24 protein-coding genes are annotated in these 25,195 nt (G+C 29.1%); 7 read left to right on the top strand and 17 right to left on the bottom strand.

Annotated elements, in window-relative coordinates; translation table 11 throughout:
• Positions 1-14 precede the first annotated feature (14 nt).
• The 13 genes from KGF50_RS04855 to KGF50_RS04795 all read right to left on the bottom strand — a co-directional run bounded on the left by KGF50_RS04855 (position 15) and on the right by KGF50_RS04795 (position 11,715).
• Entirely contained in the window at positions 15-1,565 is a 1,551-nt protein-coding gene (locus tag KGF50_RS04855; RefSeq protein ID WP_227847051.1) for a DUF3794 and LysM peptidoglycan-binding domain-containing protein, read from the bottom strand.
• Between the two features lie 92 nt (positions 1,566-1,657).
• On the bottom strand, positions 1,658-1,924 hold the full coding sequence (locus tag KGF50_RS04850) for a Veg family protein (protein ID WP_009892135.1): 267 nt from the start codon (positions 1,922-1,924) through the stop codon (positions 1,658-1,660).
• Positions 1,925-2,071: 147 nt separating this feature from the next.
• Positions 2,072-2,932, bottom strand: a complete 861-nt coding sequence (gene yabG / locus KGF50_RS04845; protein ID WP_227839242.1) for a sporulation peptidase YabG — start codon at positions 2,930-2,932, stop codon at positions 2,072-2,074.
• A gap of 83 nt (positions 2,933-3,015) precedes the next feature.
• Complete coding sequence (locus tag KGF50_RS04840; protein WP_227847050.1) at positions 3,016-3,954, bottom strand: dipeptidase; 939 nt, start codon at positions 3,952-3,954, stop codon at positions 3,016-3,018.
• A 109-nt stretch (positions 3,955-4,063) separates the two neighbouring features.
• Positions 4,064-4,225, bottom strand: a complete 162-nt coding sequence (locus KGF50_RS04835) for a hypothetical protein (RefSeq protein WP_227437552.1) — start codon at positions 4,223-4,225, stop codon at positions 4,064-4,066.
• 9 nt (positions 4,226-4,234) lie between these two features.
• Positions 4,235-4,732: an SEC-C metal-binding domain-containing protein gene (locus tag KGF50_RS04830; RefSeq protein WP_227847049.1), complete on the bottom strand. Its 498-nt coding sequence runs from the start codon at positions 4,730-4,732 to the stop codon at positions 4,235-4,237.
• A gap of 117 nt (positions 4,733-4,849) precedes the next feature.
• Entirely contained in the window at positions 4,850-5,560 is a 711-nt protein-coding gene (locus tag KGF50_RS04825) for a UPF0489 family protein (RefSeq protein ID WP_227847048.1), read from the bottom strand.
• Between the two features lie 160 nt (positions 5,561-5,720).
• Positions 5,721-6,251: a hypothetical protein gene (locus KGF50_RS04820; RefSeq protein WP_227847047.1), complete on the bottom strand. Its 531-nt coding sequence runs from the start codon at positions 6,249-6,251 to the stop codon at positions 5,721-5,723.
• Between the two features lie 4 nt (positions 6,252-6,255).
• On the bottom strand, positions 6,256-6,498 hold the full coding sequence (locus tag KGF50_RS04815; protein ID WP_227847046.1) for a hypothetical protein: 243 nt from the start codon (positions 6,496-6,498) through the stop codon (positions 6,256-6,258).
• A gap of 16 nt (positions 6,499-6,514) precedes the next feature.
• Positions 6,515-7,909 carry a sodium:solute symporter family protein gene (locus tag KGF50_RS04810; RefSeq protein ID WP_227847045.1) on the bottom strand — a complete coding sequence of 465 codons (1,395 nt, stop codon included), beginning with the start codon at positions 7,907-7,909 and terminating at the stop codon, positions 6,515-6,517.
• 213 nt (positions 7,910-8,122) lie between these two features.
• A complete protein-coding gene (locus KGF50_RS04805; protein WP_227842928.1) occupies positions 8,123-9,376 on the bottom strand; it encodes an MFS transporter in 1,254 nt (417 codons plus the stop codon).
• 48 nt (positions 9,377-9,424) lie between these two features.
• Entirely contained in the window at positions 9,425-10,579 is a 1,155-nt protein-coding gene (locus tag KGF50_RS04800; RefSeq protein ID WP_227437567.1) for a trans-sulfuration enzyme family protein, read from the bottom strand.
• Between the two features lie 566 nt (positions 10,580-11,145).
• On the bottom strand, positions 11,146-11,715 hold the full coding sequence (locus tag KGF50_RS04795; RefSeq protein WP_227847065.1) for a recombinase family protein: 570 nt from the start codon (positions 11,713-11,715) through the stop codon (positions 11,146-11,148).
• Positions 11,716-11,916: 201 nt separating this feature from the next.
• Between KGF50_RS04795 and KGF50_RS04790 the strand changes: the two genes are divergently transcribed.
• Positions 11,917-12,144 carry a single-stranded DNA-binding protein gene (locus tag KGF50_RS04790; RefSeq protein WP_227847044.1) on the top strand — a complete coding sequence of 76 codons (228 nt, stop codon included), beginning with the start codon at positions 11,917-11,919 and terminating at the stop codon, positions 12,142-12,144.
• A 225-nt stretch (positions 12,145-12,369) separates the two neighbouring features.
• On the opposite strand, the gene KGF50_RS04785 is transcribed toward KGF50_RS04790, so the two are convergent.
• On the bottom strand, positions 12,370-13,113 hold the full coding sequence (locus KGF50_RS04785; RefSeq protein ID WP_227847043.1) for an RsiV family protein: 744 nt from the start codon (positions 13,111-13,113) through the stop codon (positions 12,370-12,372).
• Positions 13,114-13,281: 168 nt separating this feature from the next.
• Here KGF50_RS04785 and KGF50_RS04780 point away from each other — a divergent pair, with 168 nt between their 5' ends.
• The 6 genes from KGF50_RS04780 to KGF50_RS04755 all read left to right on the top strand — a co-directional run bounded on the left by KGF50_RS04780 (position 13,282) and on the right by KGF50_RS04755 (position 17,118).
• On the top strand, positions 13,282-14,154 hold the full coding sequence (locus tag KGF50_RS04780; RefSeq protein WP_227847042.1) for a class I SAM-dependent methyltransferase: 873 nt from the start codon (positions 13,282-13,284) through the stop codon (positions 14,152-14,154).
• Complete coding sequence (locus KGF50_RS04775; protein WP_227847041.1) at positions 14,154-14,819, top strand: RluA family pseudouridine synthase; 666 nt, start codon at positions 14,154-14,156, stop codon at positions 14,817-14,819. The genes KGF50_RS04780 and KGF50_RS04775 overlap by 1 nt, the downstream gene beginning before the upstream one ends.
• A 20-nt stretch (positions 14,820-14,839) precedes the next feature.
• On the top strand, positions 14,840-15,697 hold the full coding sequence (locus KGF50_RS04770; protein WP_227847040.1) for a MerR family transcriptional regulator: 858 nt from the start codon (positions 14,840-14,842) through the stop codon (positions 15,695-15,697).
• A 176-nt stretch (positions 15,698-15,873) separates the two neighbouring features.
• Positions 15,874-16,203: a PadR family transcriptional regulator gene (locus tag KGF50_RS04765; protein WP_227828652.1), complete on the top strand. Its 330-nt coding sequence runs from the start codon at positions 15,874-15,876 to the stop codon at positions 16,201-16,203.
• A gap of 4 nt (positions 16,204-16,207) precedes the next feature.
• The gene (locus KGF50_RS04760) at positions 16,208-16,657 is read left to right on the top strand and encodes a permease prefix domain 1-containing protein (RefSeq protein WP_227847039.1); all 450 of its coding nucleotides are present in this window, start codon (positions 16,208-16,210) and stop codon (positions 16,655-16,657) included.
• 83 nt (positions 16,658-16,740) lie between these two features.
• On the top strand, positions 16,741-17,118 hold the full coding sequence (locus KGF50_RS04755; protein WP_227847038.1) for a DNA polymerase III subunit delta: 378 nt from the start codon (positions 16,741-16,743) through the stop codon (positions 17,116-17,118).
• A 131-nt stretch (positions 17,119-17,249) separates the two neighbouring features.
• Here the strand turns inward: KGF50_RS04755 and carB (KGF50_RS04750) are convergent, their stop codons facing one another.
• The 3 genes from carB (KGF50_RS04750) to carB (KGF50_RS04740) all read right to left on the bottom strand — a co-directional run bounded on the left by carB (KGF50_RS04750) (position 17,250) and on the right by carB (KGF50_RS04740) (position 25,148).
• Positions 17,250-20,456, bottom strand: a complete 3,207-nt coding sequence (carB, locus tag KGF50_RS04750) for a carbamoyl-phosphate synthase large subunit (RefSeq protein WP_227847037.1) — start codon at positions 20,454-20,456, stop codon at positions 17,250-17,252.
• A gap of 178 nt (positions 20,457-20,634) precedes the next feature.
• Entirely contained in the window at positions 20,635-21,684 is a 1,050-nt protein-coding gene (gene carA / locus KGF50_RS04745; protein WP_227847036.1) for a glutamine-hydrolyzing carbamoyl-phosphate synthase small subunit, read from the bottom strand.
• 257 nt (positions 21,685-21,941) lie between these two features.
• The gene (gene carB, locus KGF50_RS04740) at positions 21,942-25,148 is read right to left on the bottom strand and encodes a carbamoyl-phosphate synthase large subunit (protein ID WP_227847035.1); all 3,207 of its coding nucleotides are present in this window, start codon (positions 25,146-25,148) and stop codon (positions 21,942-21,944) included.
• Positions 25,149-25,195 lie beyond the last annotated feature (47 nt).

The following is a 25,195-nucleotide window of genomic DNA, read 5'->3' as shown; positions in this document are numbered from 1 at the left end:
TAAATTTTTTAATATTAATCTACTAATACGACTTTTTTTTCTAAAATAAGACACTTACCAGGCTTAATTGCTTCGTCAAGTTTTATATCATTAAGTTCTGCAATTTCATTTTCTGTTGTATTGTATTTTTTTGCAATATTCCAGAAAGTATCTCCTTCTTTACATATATATACAATTATACTTGGGGCTTTAGATAAATCATATACACCTTGATCTTCACCTTTAACAATAAAGCTTTCTGCCTTTTTATCTAATGCTTCAGTAAATCTTTTGATTTTTATAACCAAATCTATTTGGTCTCTATTTAAATCAACTTCAATTTTATCAATACATGCTGTATTAAAAACAGATGCTGTATCAGTTAAATTATCCATCTCTATATCATGCTCAAATGGAATTTCTTCACTAATTTTATAAACTAACTTTAGCCCTTCAACTGGAACAAATAAAATTTCAACTTTTATAATCCCTTGTATAATACTTTTATTTCCTTCAATGTAGCTATTTTCTATAGACATAGTTGGACAAACGCTTACAATGTCTTTTATTTGTATATCATCATTATCATTTCTTATTCCTTCTCTAACCATAAATGTTTCTTCACTATTTCTTAAAGTCTTATTTAATTGAATAGGTTTATGGTCAAATTTTATTATCTTTTGAGGAGAGTATGCATCTTGTAATACCTCTCTTGTCACTTCATCTGTAACTTTTACCTTACAACAAGCCATACAATCTATTTCTAATAGCCCTGTATTACTTTCACTATTTTGTTTAAAGATATGATTAAAGTCTGACATGGACAATAATACTTCCTCAGTCATACCATCACTCACTCCAGGGACTTCTACAAACTGAGTAAACTCTATACCCACTCTATCTAACTCTACAAGCTCACCCTCATATGTACAAGCCAATGGATTTATTTCTAATACTCCACCAATAATAACCTTATTATCAGTTACTCTACTTTCTTTTACTTTAACACAAGGATTTAAGCTTATTATAGATTGAATTTCTTCTGTATTTATAGTTATAGTGTCTCTTATAGAACTTTCTGCTTTTTCTATTCCCACTATATCTTGAAAACAAATTTCCTTTCTATGCTTTTGTATGCCTTCTACTTGTGCTACATCCTTTACAATATCTAATCTTTGTTTTTCAAATAAACTTCCTCTTATATTCATAAGAGCTCCTACTTTAATCTTTCTCTCATTCATTATAGTACAGTCCATATGCTCTACTTCTGAAAATAACATGTATTCCATATCTTGCATAACATTGTCTTTTTCTATTACTTCGTTTATATCCACTTTTCCATCTACATTAGAAACAGTGTTTTTATCGTCTGCGATGTAAATTACGTTGTAATTAAAACTTCCTCTACAAAGTATCTTTCCATCTGCTATCTCAATTTTTTTAAGTGATATGTAACCCTCAGTCTTTACAATCTCATATACATCTAGTTTCTTGTCTGGCACTACTGCTTCCGCCTCAATAAATGTTTGAAATTTCCCAAAGTCTATTCTATTGTCAATTTTAATTACATCTTTAATTAATTCCATAGTCTACCTCCTTAAGTATTATAAAAATATCACACTATATTTATATTTAAGGAACAAAAAAAAAATTACACCTATTTTTAATAGGTATAATTTTAACTTATTTGTAATTTATCTTGATCTCTAAAAACTTGCAACTTTACATTAGATGTTAATAAATCTGAGTAACTATAAGATACCCTAGGATATCCATTACTTTCATCATCTAATTTTATAACAAACACGCTTGGATAAACTTTTTCTAGTATACCCTCTTTTGTAATAATCTGCTTTCTTCCTTTATTAGCTTTCAACAATATTTTCTTTCCTATATGTCTTTCTAAGCTTACTCTTATCTTATCTAGAGTTTGAACAGTAGCCACAATATCACCTTCTTTAACGTTTATATGTTTACATAATATCACATATAAACATTTTTGTCAAACGTTTAAACTAATTATTTTATATATTTTTTGCAAAAATGTCAATACTATTTTTGAATATATACAGTATAATTATGTTAATTTTTGTTAATGCAATATTGTTTTTGGCATTGCCCATCTAAATTTCCCTCTTGTTTCAGAGCCTCCAATACCCTTAACACCTGTAATAGTCTGCTCTATGACCTCATCAATAGGTACTACTACATCAATTCTTGAACACGCAATTTTTTCTACTACAAAAACAGGGTCTAAAGCATGTATCATTATTCTACCAGGGGAACTTGCATAATTCGCTCCTGCGTTTATTATTTTTTCATAATTTGACTGACATGCACCTGCAAATATTACAAGATTATCCAAATTTGGTTGCCATTTACGTGCTTCTTTAACTGTTTTCATAAAATTTAAAGAGTTTCTATAGTTATTCATATCTTCTATATCCCCTCTTTTTATTGTCATTGCATCATGTCCTGTAATTACTAGTATATCCGGATTATATTTTTCTAGTAATGCTCTTACTTCTTTATGCTGATTTTGCTCTGAAACTGCTACTCCTACTGCAGGTATTCCAAGTTGAGCATATACATCCAAACAAATTTTTAAATACTCTTTATCTCCATCTATTTGTAATACTTTTCCAGGCATCCCATATGTGTTAGAATTTAATTGAAGTTTTGGAACTGCCCTTGTCATCTTTTTCTGTCTCTCTTTAGCCTTTCTTACTGACTTATATAATAAATTTTCTACATTTTTATCTATTAATATATCTTTTATATCAGGTGCTTTTACTAATTCAAGGTCATCAATATAAGCATCTGCTATTACTCTAAATGCAATTCCTTTTAGTATAGCTATTTTTTCATTATTTTCATCTACACCAAAAGAGACTATTTTAAATACAATATCTTTGTTATGTGACTTTCTAGCTACAATGTCTCCTACCTTCATAGTTAAACCTCCAATAAATTTTTATCTTAGTTTATACTATGTTCGATATAAAACTTTGTTTCCTAATGTCAAAAAAACATTTCTTATAACACTTCTTTTATTACTCTTAAAGCGTTTTTATAGTATATTTTTTCTATTTCATCTTCACTAAATCCTTCTTTTTTTAGAGGTTCATATAATTTACCCATTTGAGATATATCTTCAATCTCAACTTTTGAATCTATTCCATCGAAATCTGAGCCTAAAGCTACAACATCAATTCCTCCAACATTTACAATATGTTTTATATGTCTAACCATATCTTCAAGCTTACTTTCGCTTTTATCGCTTAAAAACAAGTGGAAGAAGTTTATTCCTGTAACCCCACCTTTATTAGCCAACACTTTGATCATATCATCAGTTAGGTTTCTAGTATGATTCATCATTGCTCTTGAATTTGAATGTGTAGCTATTATTGGTTTAGAGGATATTTTTGCAATTTCATAAAATCCACCATCTGAAATATGAGAAACATCAACTAGCATACCTAGTTCGTTCATCTTATGTACAACTTCTCTACCAAAATCTGTAAGGCCCTTTTCTCTATACTCTATTTTATTATGGGGAAAACTTAACTCATTCGCATGGTTCCAACTTATTGTCATCATTCTAACACCTAAATCATAAAACTTCTTTAAGTTTTCTATTCTACCTTCAAGTACTGCCCCTTCCTCTATAGATAAAAGTGCTGTAAGTTTATTCTCTGATTGATTTTTCATAATTTCTTCATAGTTAGTAGCTAGAGCTATTACATCACTATTTTTTTTCATTTCTTTATGAAATTTATCTGCCATACTCATACAGTAATCAAAAGGATGTTTTACTTCTTCAGTATCAACAAAAAGAGCAAATGTTTGAGCCAATGAATCCCCTTTTTTCAACCTGTCTATATCAACAGAATATTTGTTAGTTTTAAGTTCACTTGTTTCTACATTTTCCATTAATTTTGCTATGGTATCACAATGCAAATCAATAAATTTCATATTTATACCCCCTGTATATTTTATATTTATATCTAAAAATAGAAATAGTTGTCCTTATAGACAACTATTGACAACTATTTTTTAATATTCTTTTTAATGTTACTTAGTTTTATTCCTCTTTTAGATTAGGTATTACTTTTTTAACTTCTTCAATTTGATGCCATGTTTTATCTATACTATTTTCACTAATATATTTTTTTAAATCAGTTAAAGATGTAAAATCTTTAACTGATAAATTGTCATCATCATCTGCAAATCTTAAAATAAACATAAGATTACCTTACTTTCCACAACATTTCTTATATTTTTTACCACTTCCACATGGGCATAAATCATTTCTTCCTATTTTTGTTTCTTTAACTACTGTCTTAGATTTTTTGTATGCTTTTATTATTTCTTTTCTTTGGTCTGCTGGTAATATATCTTCCCAACCTTGTAAATTATATAGCCAATGAGCCTCAACAGTTACCATATTGTTATATAATTTTTCCCAATCTATTTTTATAGAAACTTCTTTATCAGCTTCTACATCTTCTAAAACTATGTCTTCTTTTAAACTTTCACTTATTCCATCTATGAATCCCATGAAAAATTCATTAGTAGTTCCAAATTTCGCAGCTAATTCACTTACTTTACCTTCTACAACATCCATTTTATTATTTAATATTTCATTGTATATTCCAGCTTCAACTTTTAAATATTCTTCCCAGAATTTTACCTCTGTTTCTTGATTTTCGTGGTTATCACTTAAATTTCTCCATTCAGTATATAAACTCATACTTTTTTCCTCCTAAGTATATCTATATTTTTTTAGTTTTTTTATAGTATAAAATCTTTTAGTTAGATTGGAAGTTTCTTCTTTTTGATTATACCATATTCTATTCAAAGTTAACTCTTACATTATATCATAATTAAACAATTCTTTTAATACTTTTATAGCATACTCTTGGTTTATAAAGTAAGGACTAGTAGCAATTGTTACAACTTTAGCCTTTTTAATTAGATTTTTTATCTTTTCTAGTTTAAAATCAAATGGTATATAGTTCATATCCTCTGAAAATATATCTAAGTCTATATCAAGAACAAATTCTGGTTCTATATCTAAATCAAAGCCATATGAGCTATCTATTATTATTAATTCAGAAAATATACTATGTCTTAATGCTGGTTTTATAAAACTTCCTACATTTAGAACCTCATTCGTATACCTAAATACATCCTCCAGATTATTTATATCTACATTGTAGTTTTTAGGCTCTCTAGTATCCTTATGCTGATCTACATGTACTAGTTTACATCCTCTTGTGAATTCATTTGCCATCATAGATTTTATCCAAAAATAAAATGCATGGTTATGATTATCAAAAACATATATTCTTTTATTTCCCAGGACATATTCGACCATATTTTCCAATCCTTTTGCTTTTATCTCTTTATTTTCATCAATTTCATTAAATACTACTTCATTCCCTAATTTCACATCATCCAATGTTCCACTTATTAGTTTTGGAACATATATACTCTTATTTTCTCTTTCTTCATATGAAAACACATTATTTCCTGTTGGCTTTTCTATATAAAATCCTGTATATTTATAGCTTGTCATAAGAATTAATTCCCTCCATTATTATAATCTATATACATTAAAATCACTTATTATAAATTAAGTTATCTAATATAGAAGCTACTTTGTATATAGCTAAATATTATATCTTCTCTCAATATGTATTATACAATAAGTGCAAAATATATTTATATAAAATGTCCTACATTCCTATAACAAAACCATCTGCTTCAATTGGCAAGTAACTTACTCTTGTGTTTAATTCCACTTTTCCAAAGAATACTACCCAGTATGGTCTAAAGATACTTTCAATTTTAACTATCTCAATTTCTGGTATACCCCCCATAAACCTGTGACTTAATCTTATAGCCATTTTATTTGCCTTTGCTTTTACCCTTCTCTCATCCTTATCACTATATTGTATGATGTCATTATCTACATTTTTTACAATTTCAGATACTGGTAATTCTTGTACTATACTACCAGCACCTGTAGAGCCATTTACTAAAATATTTAATTCATTTATATTACTAGCTTGTTTTTTTTTCATGAAGGTAGATTTATTTTTATGAATTTTAAGTGTAACTACTTTAAACTCTATATAATGAAGTCTAACTTCGTGAACTTCTTTATTTTTTAATATCAGTCTACTTAATAAGGATTTATTTCCATTCTTTGCTATATTTATAGCTTCATCTTTTGTAATTTTTATAGGCAATGCTCTTATATCCATAAAATCATTCCTTTTCCTCTTTTTTTCTTGTCATTTTGAATACTCTATATAGATAATCAAAAAATATTATAACTACTGCTATCATAACTCCATATGGGATTATCTTTCCAACTATAATATCATTTCTGGTTACTATACCATAAAATATAAATCCTGTTATTAAAAAGTATAATAGTACTAAAAAACCATCTATACCAAGCCATTTTATTTCCAAATCTTTTTTCACTTTAGAGACCAATTTAGACATAATAACTACTCCTTTTTTATAGATTATTTTGTGTATTTAAATTTTCGCCTATTCTATTTCCTATTGTCCATGCAATAAATGAAAGTGGAATAGCTATAACAAGAGGCTCTAATTCAAAACTTTGAACTGGAAACATTTTAAAATAACCAAAAGTTACTCCACCTACAATCATTCCCAAAATACCTCCCATAGATGTTCTTCTTCCATTACCAAGAAGTCCTCCTACTATAGGTACAAATGCTGAACCCATCCAAATACTTCCTACAAATATACATGCATCATATACATTTTCAAATCTAAACGCAACACTAAGTCCCATAACTGCTGCTAAACATACACCTATTCTAGTAAATTTAACTAATTGCTTTTGAGATAATTCCTTTTTAGTAATTCTTCCATATATATCATTTGCTAAAGTGGCTCCAGCTGCTAGATAATAACTATCTAGTGTTGATATTATTGAACCTAAAATTCCGATTATAAATATTACTCTTATACCTTCTGGCAATGTATTTAAAACTAAAGTTATATACCCAGCTGCTGGAGCCATTTCTGGATAAGTAGCTCTAACTATAAGACCTGTCATAGTTAACACCATGTCAAAACATATCCACAGAGAAAAACAAGTCAACAGGGCTCTCCTTCCAACTTTTGGAGAATCTGCTGCTGAAAATCTTTGATAGAAAGTTGGGTCTGAATAAGCTCCAAATGAATAAACTATTAACATCAATGCTTTCATTGCTGACATCCCTTTTGTAGGATGCATTAGCTGAGGTGCATCTTTAAGTGCTTCTGTAAGACCTTGAAAACCACCTATCTGGTCAAATTGGCCTGGCATAACCATAGTTAAACCAAATACCATACAAAAAAACAATACCATATCTGTAATGGCAACTCCCATAAGACCACCAAGAACTGTTAATATAACTACTACAACTACCATTATAAACCCTATTAGTTGTTTATCGATTCCCCAAGCTACATTACCTATAGTCCCCATAGCTGTTATTTCTCCAAGTTGTGCACAATATATAAACATTAAAACTGCTCCAATTATAGCAACTTGCTTTCCGTAAAAACTTTCTAACAAATCAGGAACTGTTATATTAGTTCTTATATGAATTCTTGGTCCAACCCACAATGCCAAAGGCATTCTTCCAATATGTGCAGCTATTGACCATACTGCCCATGCAGATATTCCATATATAGCTGCATACTCTACACTACCAACTGTACCAACTCCACCATACCAAGAGGCAACCAAAGTACCTACTATCAAAGACCATGGTAAACTTCGATTTCCTAGGTAATAACTTTCCATATCTTTTACATTTCTAGAAAAATAATATCCTATCCCTAACAATAGAAATGCAAATATAATTATAATTCCATTTTCCCATAATGCTAACATATCTACTCTCCATATTCTTATTATTGTCTTAATTTTCTATTTTAATATTTAAATAGTTACTGTCATTTTTTAATTAAACTTACTTTATACTACATGTTATAAATTTATTTTATAATTATGAAACATCTAGACTAAAGCTATTTCTTATTTTAAACATGAACAACTCTACCCATTTTTAAAAATAGGTAGAGTTATATAAATAATTATAAGTATTTAAGCAATTTTATTATTCAAGTTTTTATTTTCTTTCTTATTTATTTTATTTAAAGCATAAGTGGCAAATATACCTATAACTGCACACACTACAGATAAAATAAATATATACGTATATCCTGTTTGTCCATATTTATCTAACCAATTACCTGCAACTGTATAGTAAAATGCATCTGGAGAAAATCCTATGAATGAAGCGAATCCAACTACTGCCCCTGTAGTTTCTAAAGATATATTAGACTCTGAAACAGATGCAAAGTATATACCTCTAAATCCAAATAAGATTACACTTAGTATTATCATATTTATTACAGCTATCCATATAAGTCCTGCACTCTTAGGTATTACCAAGTAAGCTGCTGTACTTATTGTCATTAATATAAACCCTACAAACATTACTCTTATAGATGAACCAACTTTATCTGTTATAACACCTGCAATAGGAGATGCTCCCATTTTTATAACATAAGTTCTGATTATTGATAAAGCTGAAACTAAAGTCATTGGCATTACATAAACTTCTGATAAGTATGGGCTCAAATAAGTTAAACTTGAAAATACTAAATAAGTTGAAAATATTATAAGACCAATCAGCCAAGCTTTTGGCATTGTAACTACTTTTAGTAATGATTTAATACTTAATCCTTCATCTGATGCTCCAGTGTCTTTCTTTTCTTCTACTAAGAAAAATAAAAGTATACCACATATTATAGATGCTGCAGAATATAACCATACTACATATTTAAATCCAATAGTTATTTCAGCAAATTTTCCAAAGAAATAAAGACCTATAAAAGAAATTAACGTACCTGATACCCCTGATAACCCTTCATAAAATCCAAATATTCTTCCTTGTTCTGATTCACTACCTTGCATTCTAACAACCTTAACAGAAGCTGAGAAGAATGTTAATATTGTTGTAAATCCCCATAATACAAATATTAAAAGAATCATGTTGTATGATGGAAATGTTGAGAAGTAAAACCCTAATGCTCCTGAAGCAATTAAAGAAAAAGTTATCAGTTTTCTAACTGAAAATCTATCAGCAAACCATCCACCTATAAAATAAGATACCATTCCTACTAATCCATATAAACTCAATAAGTTCCCTATTTGCGTATGACTCAATGCTAATGCTTGTTGCATTGGATCATAAAATGATGACTTCATATATGGTAAACTATACATGGCTGTTGTTCCAAAAGCCAATATGAATATTACCAAAAATCTCTTAACATTATTTTTGTTTTCCATGATTTTTTCTCCTTAAGATTTTAATTTTCTAGTTTCATTTATATAACTTTATTTTAATTTTTCTATAGCTTGTTTAAAGTCATTTATTATATCATTTGCAGACTCTAATCCTACTGCTATTCTTATTAGATTTTCTCCATTCATTTGAACTAATGTATGTTCTTCTCCTAAACTTGTTGCTATTGTTGCAAGTTCTAAAGAATTCATTAATTTTCTACTAGCTTGGTCTCTTGTTAATCCATTTATTCCATCTTTAAGTTTAAATGAAACTACTCCTCCACCTAAACCATTCATTTGAGTTTTGCAAAGCTCATACTGAGGATGAGTTTTTAGTGCTGGATATTTTACCAACTCTACATTTTCTTCTTGCTCTAAAAACTCTGCTACTGCCAATCCATTTTCACAGTGTTTTTTCATTCTCATATCTAACGTTTTCATACCTCTTAAAATCATCCATGCACTCATTGGTGGTAAAGATGCTCCTGTAAAACAACATAAACTTGGCCATCTCACTAAATCTATTAATTCCTTTGAACCTGCTACTGCTCCCCCTAAAGTATCTCCATGTCCATTTATAAATTTAGTAAGACTATGTATTACTAAGTCTGCACCTAAATCTATTGGTCTTTGTATAATTGGAGTACCAAAAGTACTGTCGACAATAGCTAAACTCTTATTTTCATGAGCGATTTCTGCTATTGTTTTTATATCTACTAAATCTAAGGATGGATTTAGTGGACTTTCTATATAAACAATCTTAGTATTTGATTTCATTGCATCTTTTACATTTTGTGGGTTTACTGCATCTACAAATGTAACTTCAACACCAAATTTAGCTAACAACTCAGACATAAATAATTTAGTATGTGAGAATATTCCATCAGAACTAACTATATGGTCTCCACTTTTTACTAATGCTAATATAGTAGATGTTATTGCTCCCATACCTGATGTACTAGATATAGCACTTTCTGCATTTTCAAGCATAGCTAATTTAGCCTCTAACTCTGTAAGTGTAGGATTACACTCTCTTGTATATACATACCCCCATGTCATACATAACTCTTCAAAATGCTCTACTGTCTTTGCAGCAAATGTTGCTGTTTGACATATTGGAGTAGCTAATGCACCTGTTGTTGGATCTGCACTATGTCCCCAATGTATTATTTTTGTCTCCAAATCTTGATTAATATTATTACTCATTTTAATTCCTCCCGTTTTGACCTATTTATACAACGTTTTCCCTGCCAAATTTCACCAATTCAGCTTTAATTAATACAAACTTTTTAAGTATACTTTTATATTTGTTATAATTTCTAAAAATATGACACTTATTTTGCTTTTTTACAGTTTTAATTATAAACTCTATAGTAACTATAGAGTCAATATGTTTTTGATATTTTTTTTACAATGTTTAAAAAATTTAACATAAAAAGAGATATGTCTTAAAATAGGCTTGTTTTAAGACATATCTCTTTTTATATTAAATTTGATTCAAGACATAAAACATCTATTTTTTGTACTCTGTATAAATTCTTTCATTGTTATTTTCTCATCAAAAGTCTACAGTAATTATACACTACTATAATTTAATATCTGTAATAAAATATACTACATCAAGAAAATTATATACTCTATAAAACTTTATATAATAATTTAAAAAAAGTTTTACTATTTATTTTATCTGTAAATAAAATTAATTAGAGGCATAAATATATTCAAATCATCCAAATTATTTACACCTCTAATTTTTCATAGGTAAAATTTCATTAAATTGATTTCTTCGCACGAATAAGTGTGCTTTTAGAGATACCAGTCATCTTCACAACCTCTCTATAAGGTTTAGAATTTAATAATCCCAATGCGTATTGTATCTGCTGATTACTATATTTCTTTGGCCTACCATCCTTAAAATCTTTTTTCTTTCTAGCAAATTCTTTTCCCAACTGAGTTCGTTCTATTATCATATTTCTTTCAAGTTCTGCAACTGCAAGTAATGTAGTTAAAAAGAATTTCCCCATTGAAGTATTTTCTAGGAGACCTATATTTAAAATATGGACACTAACTTCTTTAGCAAACAAACCCTCTATCAATTGTATTCCTTCTGATGTACTTCTAGCCAGTCTATCAAGTTTAGTTGCAACAAGTAAATCTCCCTTTTTTAAAGAAGATATGATTTTTTCAAATTTAGGTCTATTTGTAGTAGTACCTGTATAAGTTTCTTTTATTATTTGGGCATTGTTATACTTGCTTAATATCTCTTGCTGTTGTTGATACAAACTGTTGTTATCTGTCTGATTCTTTGTACTGACACGGCAATATCCATATATAATAATAATCACTTCCTAACGTAAAAATTTAATGCAGAAATTTGTAGATATCTGTATCTACTTGTATTTATACATTTTACTAAAACGATTTTTTGGTGTCAATACTGTTAACTTTTGACACCATTATAATTCCTTTATAATTTGTTTGACTATGTCAAAAATTAACAATATAATGAAATTAGTGAAATTATACAAATTGGAGGAAATAATATGAATAGTCTGTTAAATGATGCAATAGATGAGTTAAAAAACATCAATTGCGGAGAAGTTTTTTTATTAAAAGAATTGTTCAAAGGCTATGAATGGAACAGGTTGGAGATGAACATCAGGTTAAAATTAGGAAAACTTTTTTTGTATGAGGTAGTAAGTAATCCCAATTTAAAGGTAGAAGTAATCAATAAAAATTCTGCTTATCAGCAAATGTATAAAAAAAAATAGCAACTTAAATATATATAATAATATAATCTTCTTGTTGAGTCAAAAGTTAAAACTTTTAATACAAATTAATTGTACTATATAAATGTTTATCAGTAGGTCTGAGTCTATATAACTAACATATACAAATAGTACTGTTTAAATTATGTTTTTAAGATAGATAAATCTTAACCCTACTCCAGCATAAATCTAGATATACCAAAATAGGGCTCAGAATTATCTATATTTTTATACCATAAAATGCTTGGCTCTTCCTCTTGATTGGATGTATATATCTGGAGAAATACAATAGAATCGTTGGTTTATAAAATTTCCAAAATCAGAAAATCTTATCTTAAATTTAGGAATTCCAAAGGTTTCTGGTGCTATTTCATCTACACCAAAATAGATAACAATCCCATCATCTGTAATATAAAATGCCTGATCTTCAGGTATAACTAATTCTACATTAGAGTAATACATTTCTTTGTTTTCACTAATTTCAGATTTTATATAATCAGTTATTATATTTATATAGTCAACTCCATTTCTAAAAATATCACCTAGTAAAAGTTCTTTTCCATTTGTTAAGTCTATATTGTAATTATTTAATGTATTGTACTTAGGTCCAGAATTATTCGCAAATCCCATAAGGCTTAATATCATACTTAGTACATAGTTTTTACTAAAAGTAACTGCATAATTAGTAGAAACCCAGTAACTTTGTTTTGGAAGTGAATTTTGAGAAGCTGCATTATTATATTCTTGTTCTTCTTCTTGTAATCCAATCTTAAAATTATTTACAGTCATTTTTACAGCAGAATTTATGTTGTTTAAAATAGGCGGATTTACATAGGTGGATTGATTTCTAATATTGTAAAGAATAGGATATTTTACATCATATGAAAAGTACTTGCTTCTGCCAAAGTCTTCATTAAATTGCACATACAATATGTTATATGTACAAGTATTTGTAGCTTGATAATTTTCCATTAAAACTCTCCTCCTCTTATTAAAAAAATCAGATACTATATAATATGTTTAAAAGAGTAATAATGTTAACAATAAATGTAAAGAATAGAAAGTATCTAAAACAGCAAAAAATGACTGATTTTGTGGTATAATACATAGGATTGAGAGTTATTTTATAGGAGGAAAGATATGTTATTATTAGCAGATAAATGGAAAGATTATGAACTTATAGATATGGGAAATGGAGAAAAATTAGAGCGTTGGGGTAAGTATGTACTTAGAAGACCAGACCCACAGGTTGTATGGCCAATGGAGTCTGAATGGGCTCTATGGAAAAACCCTCATGGACATTATCATAGAAGTAATAAAGGTGGAGGTCAATGGGAACACAAAAAAAGATATCCAGAACAATGGGCTATAAATTACAAAAACTTAAAATTCCACATTAAACCAACTGGATTTAAACATACTGGATTATTCCCAGAACAAGCAGCCAATTGGGACTGGATGATGGACAAAATAAAAAAAGCTGACAGACCTATAAAAGTATTAAATCTTTTTGCATATACAGGAGGAGCTACTGTAGCGTGTGCATCTGCTGGTGCAGAAGTGTGCCATGTTGATGCTGCAAAAGGTATGGTCAACTGGGCAAAAGAAAATATAGAGTTATCAGGACTTAAAAATCAAACAGTAAGATTTATAGTAGATGATGTTGTAAAGTTTGTTGAAAGAGAAATAAGAAGAGGTAAGAAATATGATGCAATAATAATGGACCCACCTTCTTATGGAAGAGGCCCTAAAGGAGAAGTATGGCAAATAGAAGAAAAATTATATAGCTTTGTGGATTTATGTATGGGTGTTTTATCTGATAATCCTTTATTCTTTCTAATTAATTCTTACACAACAGGCTTCTCTCCAATAGTTCTCGAAAATGTACTGTCTACAACAATAGGAAAAAAGACAAACAATGGAGAAATCTATGGTGGAGAATTAGGAATACCAGCTTCTAGGGATGGTAAAATACTTCCTTGTGGTATATTTGGAAGATGGGAGAAAAAATAATGATAAAAGTCATATATGAAGATAACCATTTATTAGTTGTAGAGAAACCTGTAAATGTATTATCTCAAGGAGATGATACCAATGATAAGGACATGGTAAATCTTTTAAAAGACTATATCAAAACAAAGTACAATAAACCTGGAAACGTATATATTGGTTTGGTACATAGGTTGGATAGACCAGTAGGTGGAGTCATGGTTTTTGCCAAAACATCAAAAGCTGCCTCAAGATTATCTGAACAAGTAAGAAATAAGACATTCAAAAAAACCTATATGGCAGTTGTTCATGGTAAAATGAAATCTGATTTAGACATATTAAAGGATTTTTTATATAAAAATAAAAAGACAAACATGGTAAGTGTTGTGAAAAAAAACCATAAAGATGCTAAAGAAGCTGAACTTAGTTATAAAGTATTGGGTTTTAAAGAAAATCTAAGCTTAGTTCAAGTAAACTTAAAAACTGGCCGTTCTCATCAGATAAGAGTTCAATTTGCAACTAGAAAACACCCATTATATGGAGACCAAAGATATGCCCAAGAAGTAAATAAAATTGGACAACAAATTTCTCTTTGGTCTAATAAAATAGAAATTTGCCATCCAACAACAAAGGAAAAAATGGAATTTATATGTACTCCACCTGATAAATATCCATGGAATATATTCTAAATCTCAAATGAGGTGATTATATGAGTAAAAAGTTTTCAATAGGTGAAATGTCAAAGCTTCATAAAATAAGCATACAAACACTAAGATACTATGACCAAATAGATTTATTTAAACCTGTTCATGTTGATCAAGAAAGCAATTACAGATATTACTCAATTGACCAATTTTCACAATTGGATATTATAAAATACTTAAAGTATCTAGGTATGCCATTAAAAGAAATCAAAGAAAAGCTAGATGAAAACAATGAAGAAATTCTAAAACTATTAACCAATAAGATTAATATAGTGGATGAAAAAATTAAAGAATTAGAACTTATAAAAAAAGTATTAAGTACAAAAAAAGAAACAATGGAAAAAGGTATGAAAGTAGATGAAGTAGGTAAAATAGTGAGAAAGCACATTCCAAGAAGAAGTATTTTATCCATAGAATATGAAGAAGGTTTAAGTAATGAAGAAACTATGGAGCTTTCCAGAAGACAAATAGCAAATATACTAGAAGATAATATCTCTGTGTTTTATGGTGGAGTAAGTGGTCTTGTATCTATAGATAAATTCTTAAAAGAAGATAAAGTTATCTACGAAAATAGCTTTGTAAATGTTGAGAGAGATTTATTTGATGCTAAGTCTCAAAAATATATATCTGAAATTTCAGCTGGTGATTTTATTTGTATGACATATAAAGGTTCTTACAGAGAAAATTATACTGCTTTTAAAAAGTTAGTTGATTATGTTGATTATAAAAGGATACCTATTGAAAATTATATATATGAGATACCTATAATAGACCCTCTATCTACAAACAATGAAGAGGAACTTCTAACCGAAATTCAGATACAGGTTAAAAAGAGAGAAATTGATTTAAGATGTCTAGTATAATCAGTTCTTATAAAAAGGGCGTTTCCAAATGATTTTTAGATCATAAATGGAATGCCCTTTTTTAAATAATAATTAAAATTTTATAGTTTACACTTGGAAAATAATATGAAATGTTTTATTATATATCTATATACCTTATAATACGAGGTATATGATATAATAAAGTAGGTGAATTTATGGACTTAAATAAAGAAGTGCTTAAAGGTCATATTGATACTTTAATATTATCAATACTAAACAAAGGAGATTCATATGGATATGAAATAGCAAAAGTAGTTAGAGATGAAACTACATTTGAATTAAAAGAAAGTACACTCTATGTGTCTCTTAAAAGATTAGAATCTAAGGGCTTGATAAAATCTTATTGGGGAAATGACCAAGGCGTAGGAAGCAGGAGAAAGTATTACAATATAACAGATGATGGAAAAGATAACTTAGAAATAAAAATTCAAGAGTGGGACTTTATACAGGGTATTATGAACAAATTTCTAAAGAAGGGGGATTAGATTTATGAAAATAATAGAAGAGTATTTAGAAACACTATATAAGAACGAAAATAACAAAGAAATTCAAGATTTAAAAGAAGAGCTAAGAGAACATCTAACAACATCTGCAGATGAATTTATTGAAAAGGGATATAACATAGATGAAGCACAAAATAAGTCAATCGAGCGATTTGATGGTGGTGGTGAGATGTCAGTGGAATTACGTTCAATATTTAAACAAAAAATAGAACCTAAAAAAGTTTTATTACGAAGATTATCAAATTCAAGACTCTTATTTTTAAATTTATTTGGATGGCTCGTTGCAGCTGCTGCATTTACAGCCAATAGAGGCTTTGGGCACATAGTTCCACCTTGGTTGATTGTAGCTTTGATAATTGCAATGGTTATATTAATAATTTTAAGCATTATAATTAATAGATTAAAGAAAGAAATAGAAAATGATTATGTCATGTAGTCACACTAATAAATATATTTTTGTTTTATTTATATAGGTAAGTACTACGATATTAATAAGTACTATGAAAGGAGTTTTTGTATATGGGGAAAAAAGTGTTATTAGAAAAAATTCTTGATACGCCAGGAGTTTCATATATTAATGAGAAAGTAAATTTATTTAAAGATACTAAGTGGATTTCATTTGAAACTTATATAATGACTGTTGAAAGCTTCTGTTATAAAGAAGATTCCAAACACTATAATCCAGTAATGGGTACATTCGATTATGAGTCAGAAATTTTTATAGTTAGTGCCATATATAAAGATGAGGTCTACTCTATTAAAAGTAAAAAATTATATAGAAATGTATCTAAGGGAGATAAAATAGTTGTTACAATTAAATACTATTATGATAAATATGAAAATCTTATCCATGAAGAAATTCATGACTACCACTCTTATCCTCTATCTAATGATTAAAGAGAAAACTGATAGTATTAAGATTAATATTTATTTTAGTTCACATAAAAAAATAACTATATATTATTAATTAAAGGCGAAAGCTCCTACGAACTAACGCCTTTAATTAATCTAAATATTAGTTTATTTTTTTATTCTGCTATATTATAAACTTTTAATTTATCTTTATTTATATGCTTTTTCTTAACTTCTACTAAAGCTTTTAATGTGTCTAAAGATGTCATTATTTCAGTAGAGAATTCAATAGCTGTTCTTCTCATTTTAAATCCATCTCTTGTTGAGTCATTACCTTTAGTAGGTGTATTTATTACTATATCAACTTGTTTATTTCTTATAGCATCTAGTATGTTTGGTCTAGGCTCTTCAACTCTGTTCACTATATCAGCTTCTATTCCATTCTCTCTTAGACTCTTCGCTGTACCTTCTGTGGCAACAAAAGTATATCCTAACTCTTTCATATCTTTTGCTATTTCTATAAACTCATCTTTATCGTTATTATTAACAGTAGCAAGCACTACTCCTCTTTCATCAGACATATGTCTACCTGCAGCTAAGAATCCTTTATATAAGGCTTCTTCTAGGTTTTCTCCTACACCTAAAACTTCTCCTGTAGATTTCATTTCAGGTCCAAGACTTACTTCAACTTTAGCTAATTTAGACATTGAGAATACTGGCACTTTTACTGATACTAGTTTAGGCTCCTTATAAACCCCTGTACCATATCCTAAATCCTTTAATTTAGCTCCTAACATACACTTAGTGGCTAAGTCAACTATTGGTACTCCACTCACTTTACTTATATATGGGACTGTTCTACTGGCTCTAGGATTAACCTCAATTATATATAATTCATTTTGAAATTCTATAAATTGTATATTAACCATACCAAGTACATTAAGGTCTAAAGCTATTTTTTTAGTATATTCTACTATCTTTTCCTTTATCTTATCAGATATATTCTGACTTGGATACATTGTCGTACTATCTCCAGAGTGAACTCCAGCTCTTTCTAAATGTTCCATTATTCCAGGTATTAATATCTCTTCTTTATCACATATAGCATCTACTTCTATTTCTCTACCAGTTAGATATTTATCTATAAGTACTGGATTTTTATGGTCTCTAGCAAAAGCATCGTCTAAATACTGAGTTAATTTCTCTTCGTTATAAGTTATTTCCATACCTTGACCACCAAGTACATAAGATGGTCTAACTAATACTGGATAACCTAATTCATTAGCAACTTCAATACCTTCATTAGTTGTCCATACGCCTTTTCCTTTTGGTCTATTTATATCTAATCTCTCTAATAAGTCGTCAAATTTTTCTCTGTCTTCTGCTGCATCTATATCTTCAAAATCAGTTCCTAATATAGGTATTTTTTTCTCATGTAAGAACTTAGCTAGTTTTATAGCTGTTTGTCCTCCAAATTGTAGTATTACACCTTCTGGTTTTTCTTTTTCAATTATGTTTAAAACTTCTTCTTCTGTTAATGGTTCAAAATATAATTTATCTGATGTATCAAAATCTGTACTTACTGTTTCAGGGTTATTGTTTACAATTATAGTTTCTATACCCATTTTTCTTAAAGATTTTACACAGTGAACTGAACAATAGTCAAACTCTATACCTTGACCTATTCTTATTGGTCCAGAACCCAATACTACCACTTTTCTCTTATCACTCACAACTACTTCATCATATTGCTCATAAGTTGAGTAGTAATATGGAGATAGAGCCTCAAATTCTCCTCCACATGTATCAACCATTTTGTAAACTGGTTGTATATTATAGAGACATCTTAATTCATATAATTTTTCTGGACTTATCTTCATTAAGTCAGATATCCCTTTATCAGAGAATCCTTTTTTCTTTAATTCATGTAAGTATTCCTTATCTAAATCTTCTATTTTAAGACCTTTTAATTTTTCTTCTTGCTCAACTATCCATTTAAATTTATTTATAAACCACTTATCAACACCAGTGATTTCTTCTATCATTTCTACTTTATAGCCTCTTCTTATCATTTCAGCTAAGTCAAATAATCTTTCATCATCAGGTACTACAACTCTAGCCTTTAACTCTTCTAATGTTCTACCTTCTGATGGTGCATGAACTAATGAATATTTTCCTGTTTCAAGTGATCTTATTCCCTTAAGAATAGCCGCTTCAAAGTTACTTCCTATACTCATTATTTCACCAGTTGCCATCATCTTAGTTCCTAATTTTCTATTTGCTTTTTTAAATTTATCAAATGGCCACTTTGGTATTTTTACTACCACATAATCTAATGTCGGCTCAAAGCAAGCATAAGTTTTTTTAGTTACTGCATTTTCTATTTCATCCAAAGTATATCCTAGGGCTATTTTAGCTGCCACTTTTGCTATTGGATATCCTGTAGCTTTTGATGCTAGTGCTGATGATCTACTAACTCTTGGATTTATTTCTATTATTGCATATTCTAAGCTATGTGGATTTAAAGCTATTTGAACATTACATCCACCTTGAACTTCTATTGCATTTATTATATCTATTGATGCTTTTCTAAGTAGTTGGTATTCTTCATCACTTAAAGTTTGACTTGGAGCAACAACTATACTATCTCCTGTATGAACTCCAACTGGGTCTACATTCTCCATGTTACATACAGTTATGCAGTTTCCATTCCCATCTCTCATTACTTCATATTCTATTTCTTTCCAACCTTTTATACTCTTTTCAAGAAGAACTTGACCTACTGGACTTAATTGCAATCCATGTGAAAGTATCTCTCTTAATTCTTCCTCAGTATCAGCTATACCTCCACCAGTTCCACCTAATGTATATGCTGGTCTTACAACCACTGGATATCCTATTTTGCTTGCAAATTCAAGACCCGCTTCTAAATTTGTAACTATATCACTAACTATTACAGGTTGATTTATTTCTTTCATTACTTCTCTAAATAAATCTCTATCCTCACCCTTTTTTATAGACATTATAGATGTACCTATAACTTTTACATTATATTTATCTAAGATACCAGCATCATGTAATTCTACAGCCAAGTTTAGTCCTGTTTGACCTCCCATACCTGCAAGTAAACTATCTGGTCTTTCTTTTTCTATTATCTTTTCTATAAATTCTATTGTTAATGGTTCTATATATATTTTATCTGCAATTTCTTTATCAGTCATTATTGTAGCTGGATTACTGTTTACTAATACAACTTCTATTCCCTCTTCTTTTAATGCTTGGCAGGCCTGTGTTCCTGAATAGTCAAATTCTGCTGCTTGACCTATTATTATTGGCCCTGACCCTAATACTAAAGTTTTCTTTATACTATCTAATTTAGGCATAACTCTTTCTCCTTATCTAAACAATTTTCACAGTTTCTATCTTCATAATCTATACAATCAATTTTAATTACTTTATTTCATCTTAAATTTGAGTTTATTTATTATATCTATATTAATTAAACCAATACTTTTATTGATTTAAGTTAGTCTTATTTTTAGTTATATACACTGATATTATTTATTTTACGAACTCTAAAAACTTATCGAAAATATAGTCATTATCTTTTGGCCCTGGACAAGCTTCAGGGTGGTATTGAACACTGTATACATCTAGCTTCTCATGTCTCATTCCTTCAACAGTATTATCGTTTAAATTTATATGTGTCACTTTCATTTGTTCAGGAACTTCTGAAACATAATATCCATGATTTTGAGAAGTTATAAATACTTTTCCTTCTTCTAAATCTTTAACTGGATGATTTCCACCTCTATGTCCAAATTTAAGTTTAGCAGTTTTTCCTCCAAGAGCTAAGGCTAAAAGTTGATGCCCTAAGCATATTCCAACTATAGGTTTTTTACCAATTAGAGCTTTTATATTTTCTATAACATCTTCTAAATCCTCTGGGTCTCCAGGTCCATTTGATAAAAATATTAAATCAGGATTTATACTTAATACATCTTCTGGAGATGTTGTAGCTGGAAATATTGTTACATCGCATCCACGAGCTATAAATGATCTTAAGATATTTCTTTTAACTCCAAAATCCATAACAGCTACTTTTGGACCATTTCCTTCTATATGCTCTACTTCTTTTCTTGTAACTGTTCTAACTGCTTCTGTATTTGAAAACTTATCTAATTTATGTTTAACATCTTCTAACTTACTGTCTTCTAATGTAATTATCCCTTTCATAGTTCCATTATTTCTAAGTATCTTAGTTAAAGCTCTTGTATCTATTCCTTCTAGTCCTATCACTTTATTTTGCTTTAAATATTGGTCTATATCAATTTCACATCTAAAATTACTTGGAGAATCACTTTTTTCTCTTACTATAAATCCTTTCACTTGCACTTTTTCAGATTCTGCTGATGATAAATTTATACCATAATTTCCTATAAGAGGATAAGTCATAGTAACTATTTGACCGTAGTAAGAAGGGTCTGTTAAAACTTCACCATATCCTATCATTGAAGTGTTAAATACTACTTCTCCTACACTTTCTTCTAAATATCCAAATGCTTTTCCTATAAAAACTGTCCCATCTTCTAATATTAACCTTGCTTTCATATTACAGTACCTCCTATAATTCTCTTTAGACAAACTAAAGAACATTAACTAAATATAATCTTTTAAATATCTATATATATTTTTCACTTTTACATTCTAGTTTTATACTTATTTACATTTATTTTTTATCTTTTTCTATTATACTACAAATTTCTTAAAAAAAAGAAGTTATCTCAAAAGTAAAAACTCATAGAAAAAATAACTTCTTCTTTTTAATTTAATGATTAAATTCTTAAACTATACAATCAACTTAACTTCTATTCAGCTATATTGTAAACTTTTAACTTATCTTTGTTTAGATGTTTTTTCTTAACCTCTACTAAGGCTTTTAATGTATCTAAAGATGTCATTATTTCAGTAGAAAATTCAATAGCTGTTCTTCTCATTTTAAATCCATCTCTTGTTGAGTCATTCCCCTTAGTAGGTGTATTTATTACTATATCAACTTGTTTATTTCTTATAGCATCTAGTATGTTTGGTCTAGATTCTTCCACTCTGTTTACTATATCAGCTTCTATTCCATTCTCTCTTAGACTCTTAGCTGTACCTTCTGTGGCAACGAAAGTATATCCTAACTCTTTCATATCTTTTGCTATAGCTATAAACTCATCTTTATCGTTATTATTAACAGTAGCAAGCACTACTCCTCTTTCATCAGACATGTGTCTACCTGCGGCTAAGAATCCTTTATATAAGGCTTCTTCTAGGTTTTCTCCTACACCTAGAACCTCTCCAGTAGATTTCATTTCAGGTCCAAGACTTACTTCAACTTTAGCTAACTTAGACATTGAGAATACTGGCACTTTTACTGATACTAATTTAGGCTCCTTATAAACCCCTGTACCATATCCTAAATCCTTTAATTTAGCTCCTAACATACATTTTGTAGCTAAGTCAACTATTGGTACTCCACTCACTTTACTTATATATGGAACTGTTCTACTAGCTCTAGGGTTAACCTCAATTATATATAATTCATTTTGGAATTCTATAAATTGTATATTAACCATACCAAGTACATTAAGGTCTAAAGCTATTTTTTTAGTATATTCTACTATCTTTTCCTTTATCTTGTCAGATATATTTTGGCTTGGATACATTGTAGTACTATCTCCAGAGTGAACTCCAGCTCTTTCTAAATGTTCCATTATTCCAGGTATTAATATATCTTCTTTATCACATATAGCATCTACTTCTATTTCTCTACCAGTTAGATATTTATCTATAAGTACTGGATTTTTATGGTCTCTATCAAATGCATCCTGTAGGTATTGAGATAATTTTTCTTCATTGTAAGTTATTTCCATACCTTGACCGCCAAGTACATAAGATGGTCTAACTAATACTGGATAACCTAATTCATTAGCAACTTCAATACCTTCATTAAGTGACCATACACCTTTTCCTTTTGGTCTGTTTATGTCTAGTTTTTCTAGTAAATCATCAAATTTTTCTCTGTCTTCTGCTGCATCTATATCATCAAAATCAGTTCCTAATATAGGTATATTTTTCTCATGTAAGAACTTAGCTAGTTTTATAGCCGTTTGTCCTCCAAATTGTAGTATTACACCTTCTGGTCTTTCTTTTTCAATTATACTTAAAACTTCTTCTTCTGTTAATGGTTCAAAATATAGTTTATCTGATGTATCAAAATCTGTACTTACTGTTTCAGGATTATTATTTATGATTATAGTTTCTATATCCATCTTTCTTAAAGATTTTACACAGTGAACTGAACAATAGTCAAACTCTATACCTTGACCTATTCTTATTGGTCCAGAGCCTAACACTATTACTTTTTTCTTATCGCTAACAACTACTTCATCATATTGCTCATAAGTTGAGTAGTAATATGGAGATATAGCATCTATTTCTCCTGCACATGTGTCGACCATTTTGTATGCTGGTTTTATATTATATAGACTTCTTAATTCATATAATTTTTCTGGACTTATCTTCATTAAGTCAGATATACCTTTATCAGAGAATCCTTTTTTCTTTAACTCAAGAAGATAATCTTTAGTTAAGTCTTCAATCTTCATAACTTTTAATTTTTCTTCTTGTTCAACTATCCATTTAAATTTATTTATAAACCACTTGTCTATTCCTGTGATTTGTTCTATCATTTCTACTTTATAGCCTCTTCTTATCATTTCAGCTAAGTCAAATAATCTTTCATCATCAGGTACTACAACTCTTTTCTTTAACGCTTCAATACTTCTCTCTTCTGATGGTGCATGAACTAATGAATATTTTCCTGTTTCAAGTGATCTTATTCCCTTAAGAATAGCAGCTTCAAAGTTACTTCCTATACTCATTATTTCACCAGTTGCCATCATCTTAGTTCCTAATTTTCTATTTGCTTTTTTAAATTTATCAAATGGCCATTTTGGTATCTTAGCCACTACATAATCTATAGTTGGCTCAAAACAAGCATAAGTTTTTTTAGTTACTGCATTTTCTATTTCATCCAAAGTATATCCTAAAGCTATTTTTGATGAAACTTTAGCTATTGGATATCCTGTAGCTTTTGATGCTAGTGCTGATGACCTACTAACTCTTGGATTTATCTCTATAACTGCATACTCAAAACTATGTGGGTTTAGTGCAAACTGAACATTACATCCACCTTGAACTTCTACTGCATTTAATATATCTAAAGATGCTTTTTTAAGCATCGCACATTCTTTATTGCTTAGAGTTTGTGTTGGAGCAACAACTATACTATCTCCTGTATGAACTCCAACTGGGTCTATATTTTCCATGTTACATACAACTATACAGTTTCCTTTTGAATCTCTTATTACTTCATATTCTATTTCTTTCCAACCTTTTATACTTTTTTCAATTAATACTTGTCCAACTGGGCTTAATTGCAATCCATGTGAAAGTATCTCTCTTAATTCTTCCTCAGTATCAGCTATACCTCCACCAGTTCCACCTAATGTGTATGCTGGTCTTACAACTACTGGATACCCTATTGTAAGTGCATAATCAAGACCTGCTTGTAGCTCTGTAACTATATCACTAACTATTACAGGTTGATTTATTTCTTTCATTACATCTCTAAATATATCTCTATCTTCACCTTTTTTGATAGATTCTACTGAAGTACCTATTATTTTTACTCCATATTTATCTAGTATGCCTTTTTCATAAAGCTCAACTGCTAAGTTTAATCCTGTTTGTCCACCCATACCTGCAAGTAAACTATCTGGTCTTTCTTTTTCTATTATCTTTTCTATAAATTCTATTGTTAATGGTTCTATATATATTTTATCTGCCACTTCTTTGTCAGTCATTATTGTAGCTGGATTACTATTTATTAATACAACTTCAATTCCTTCCTCTTTTAAAGATTGACATGCTTGAGTTCCTGAATAGTCAAATTCTGCCGCTTGACCTATTATTATTGGTCCTGACCCTAATACTAAAGTTTTCTTTATACTATCTAATTTAGGCATAAATTTTTCTCCTTATCTAAATGGTTTTTACTATCTGTAAATAATAC

The organism is Clostridioides sp. ZZV15-6598 (genome assembly GCF_020657705.1).
In the GTDB taxonomy this organism is placed as follows: domain Bacteria; phylum Bacillota; class Clostridia; order Peptostreptococcales; family Peptostreptococcaceae; genus Clostridioides; species Clostridioides difficile_F.
Note: the sequence above shows the minus strand (reverse complement) of the source record. Positions and strands in the feature narration are given on the sequence as shown.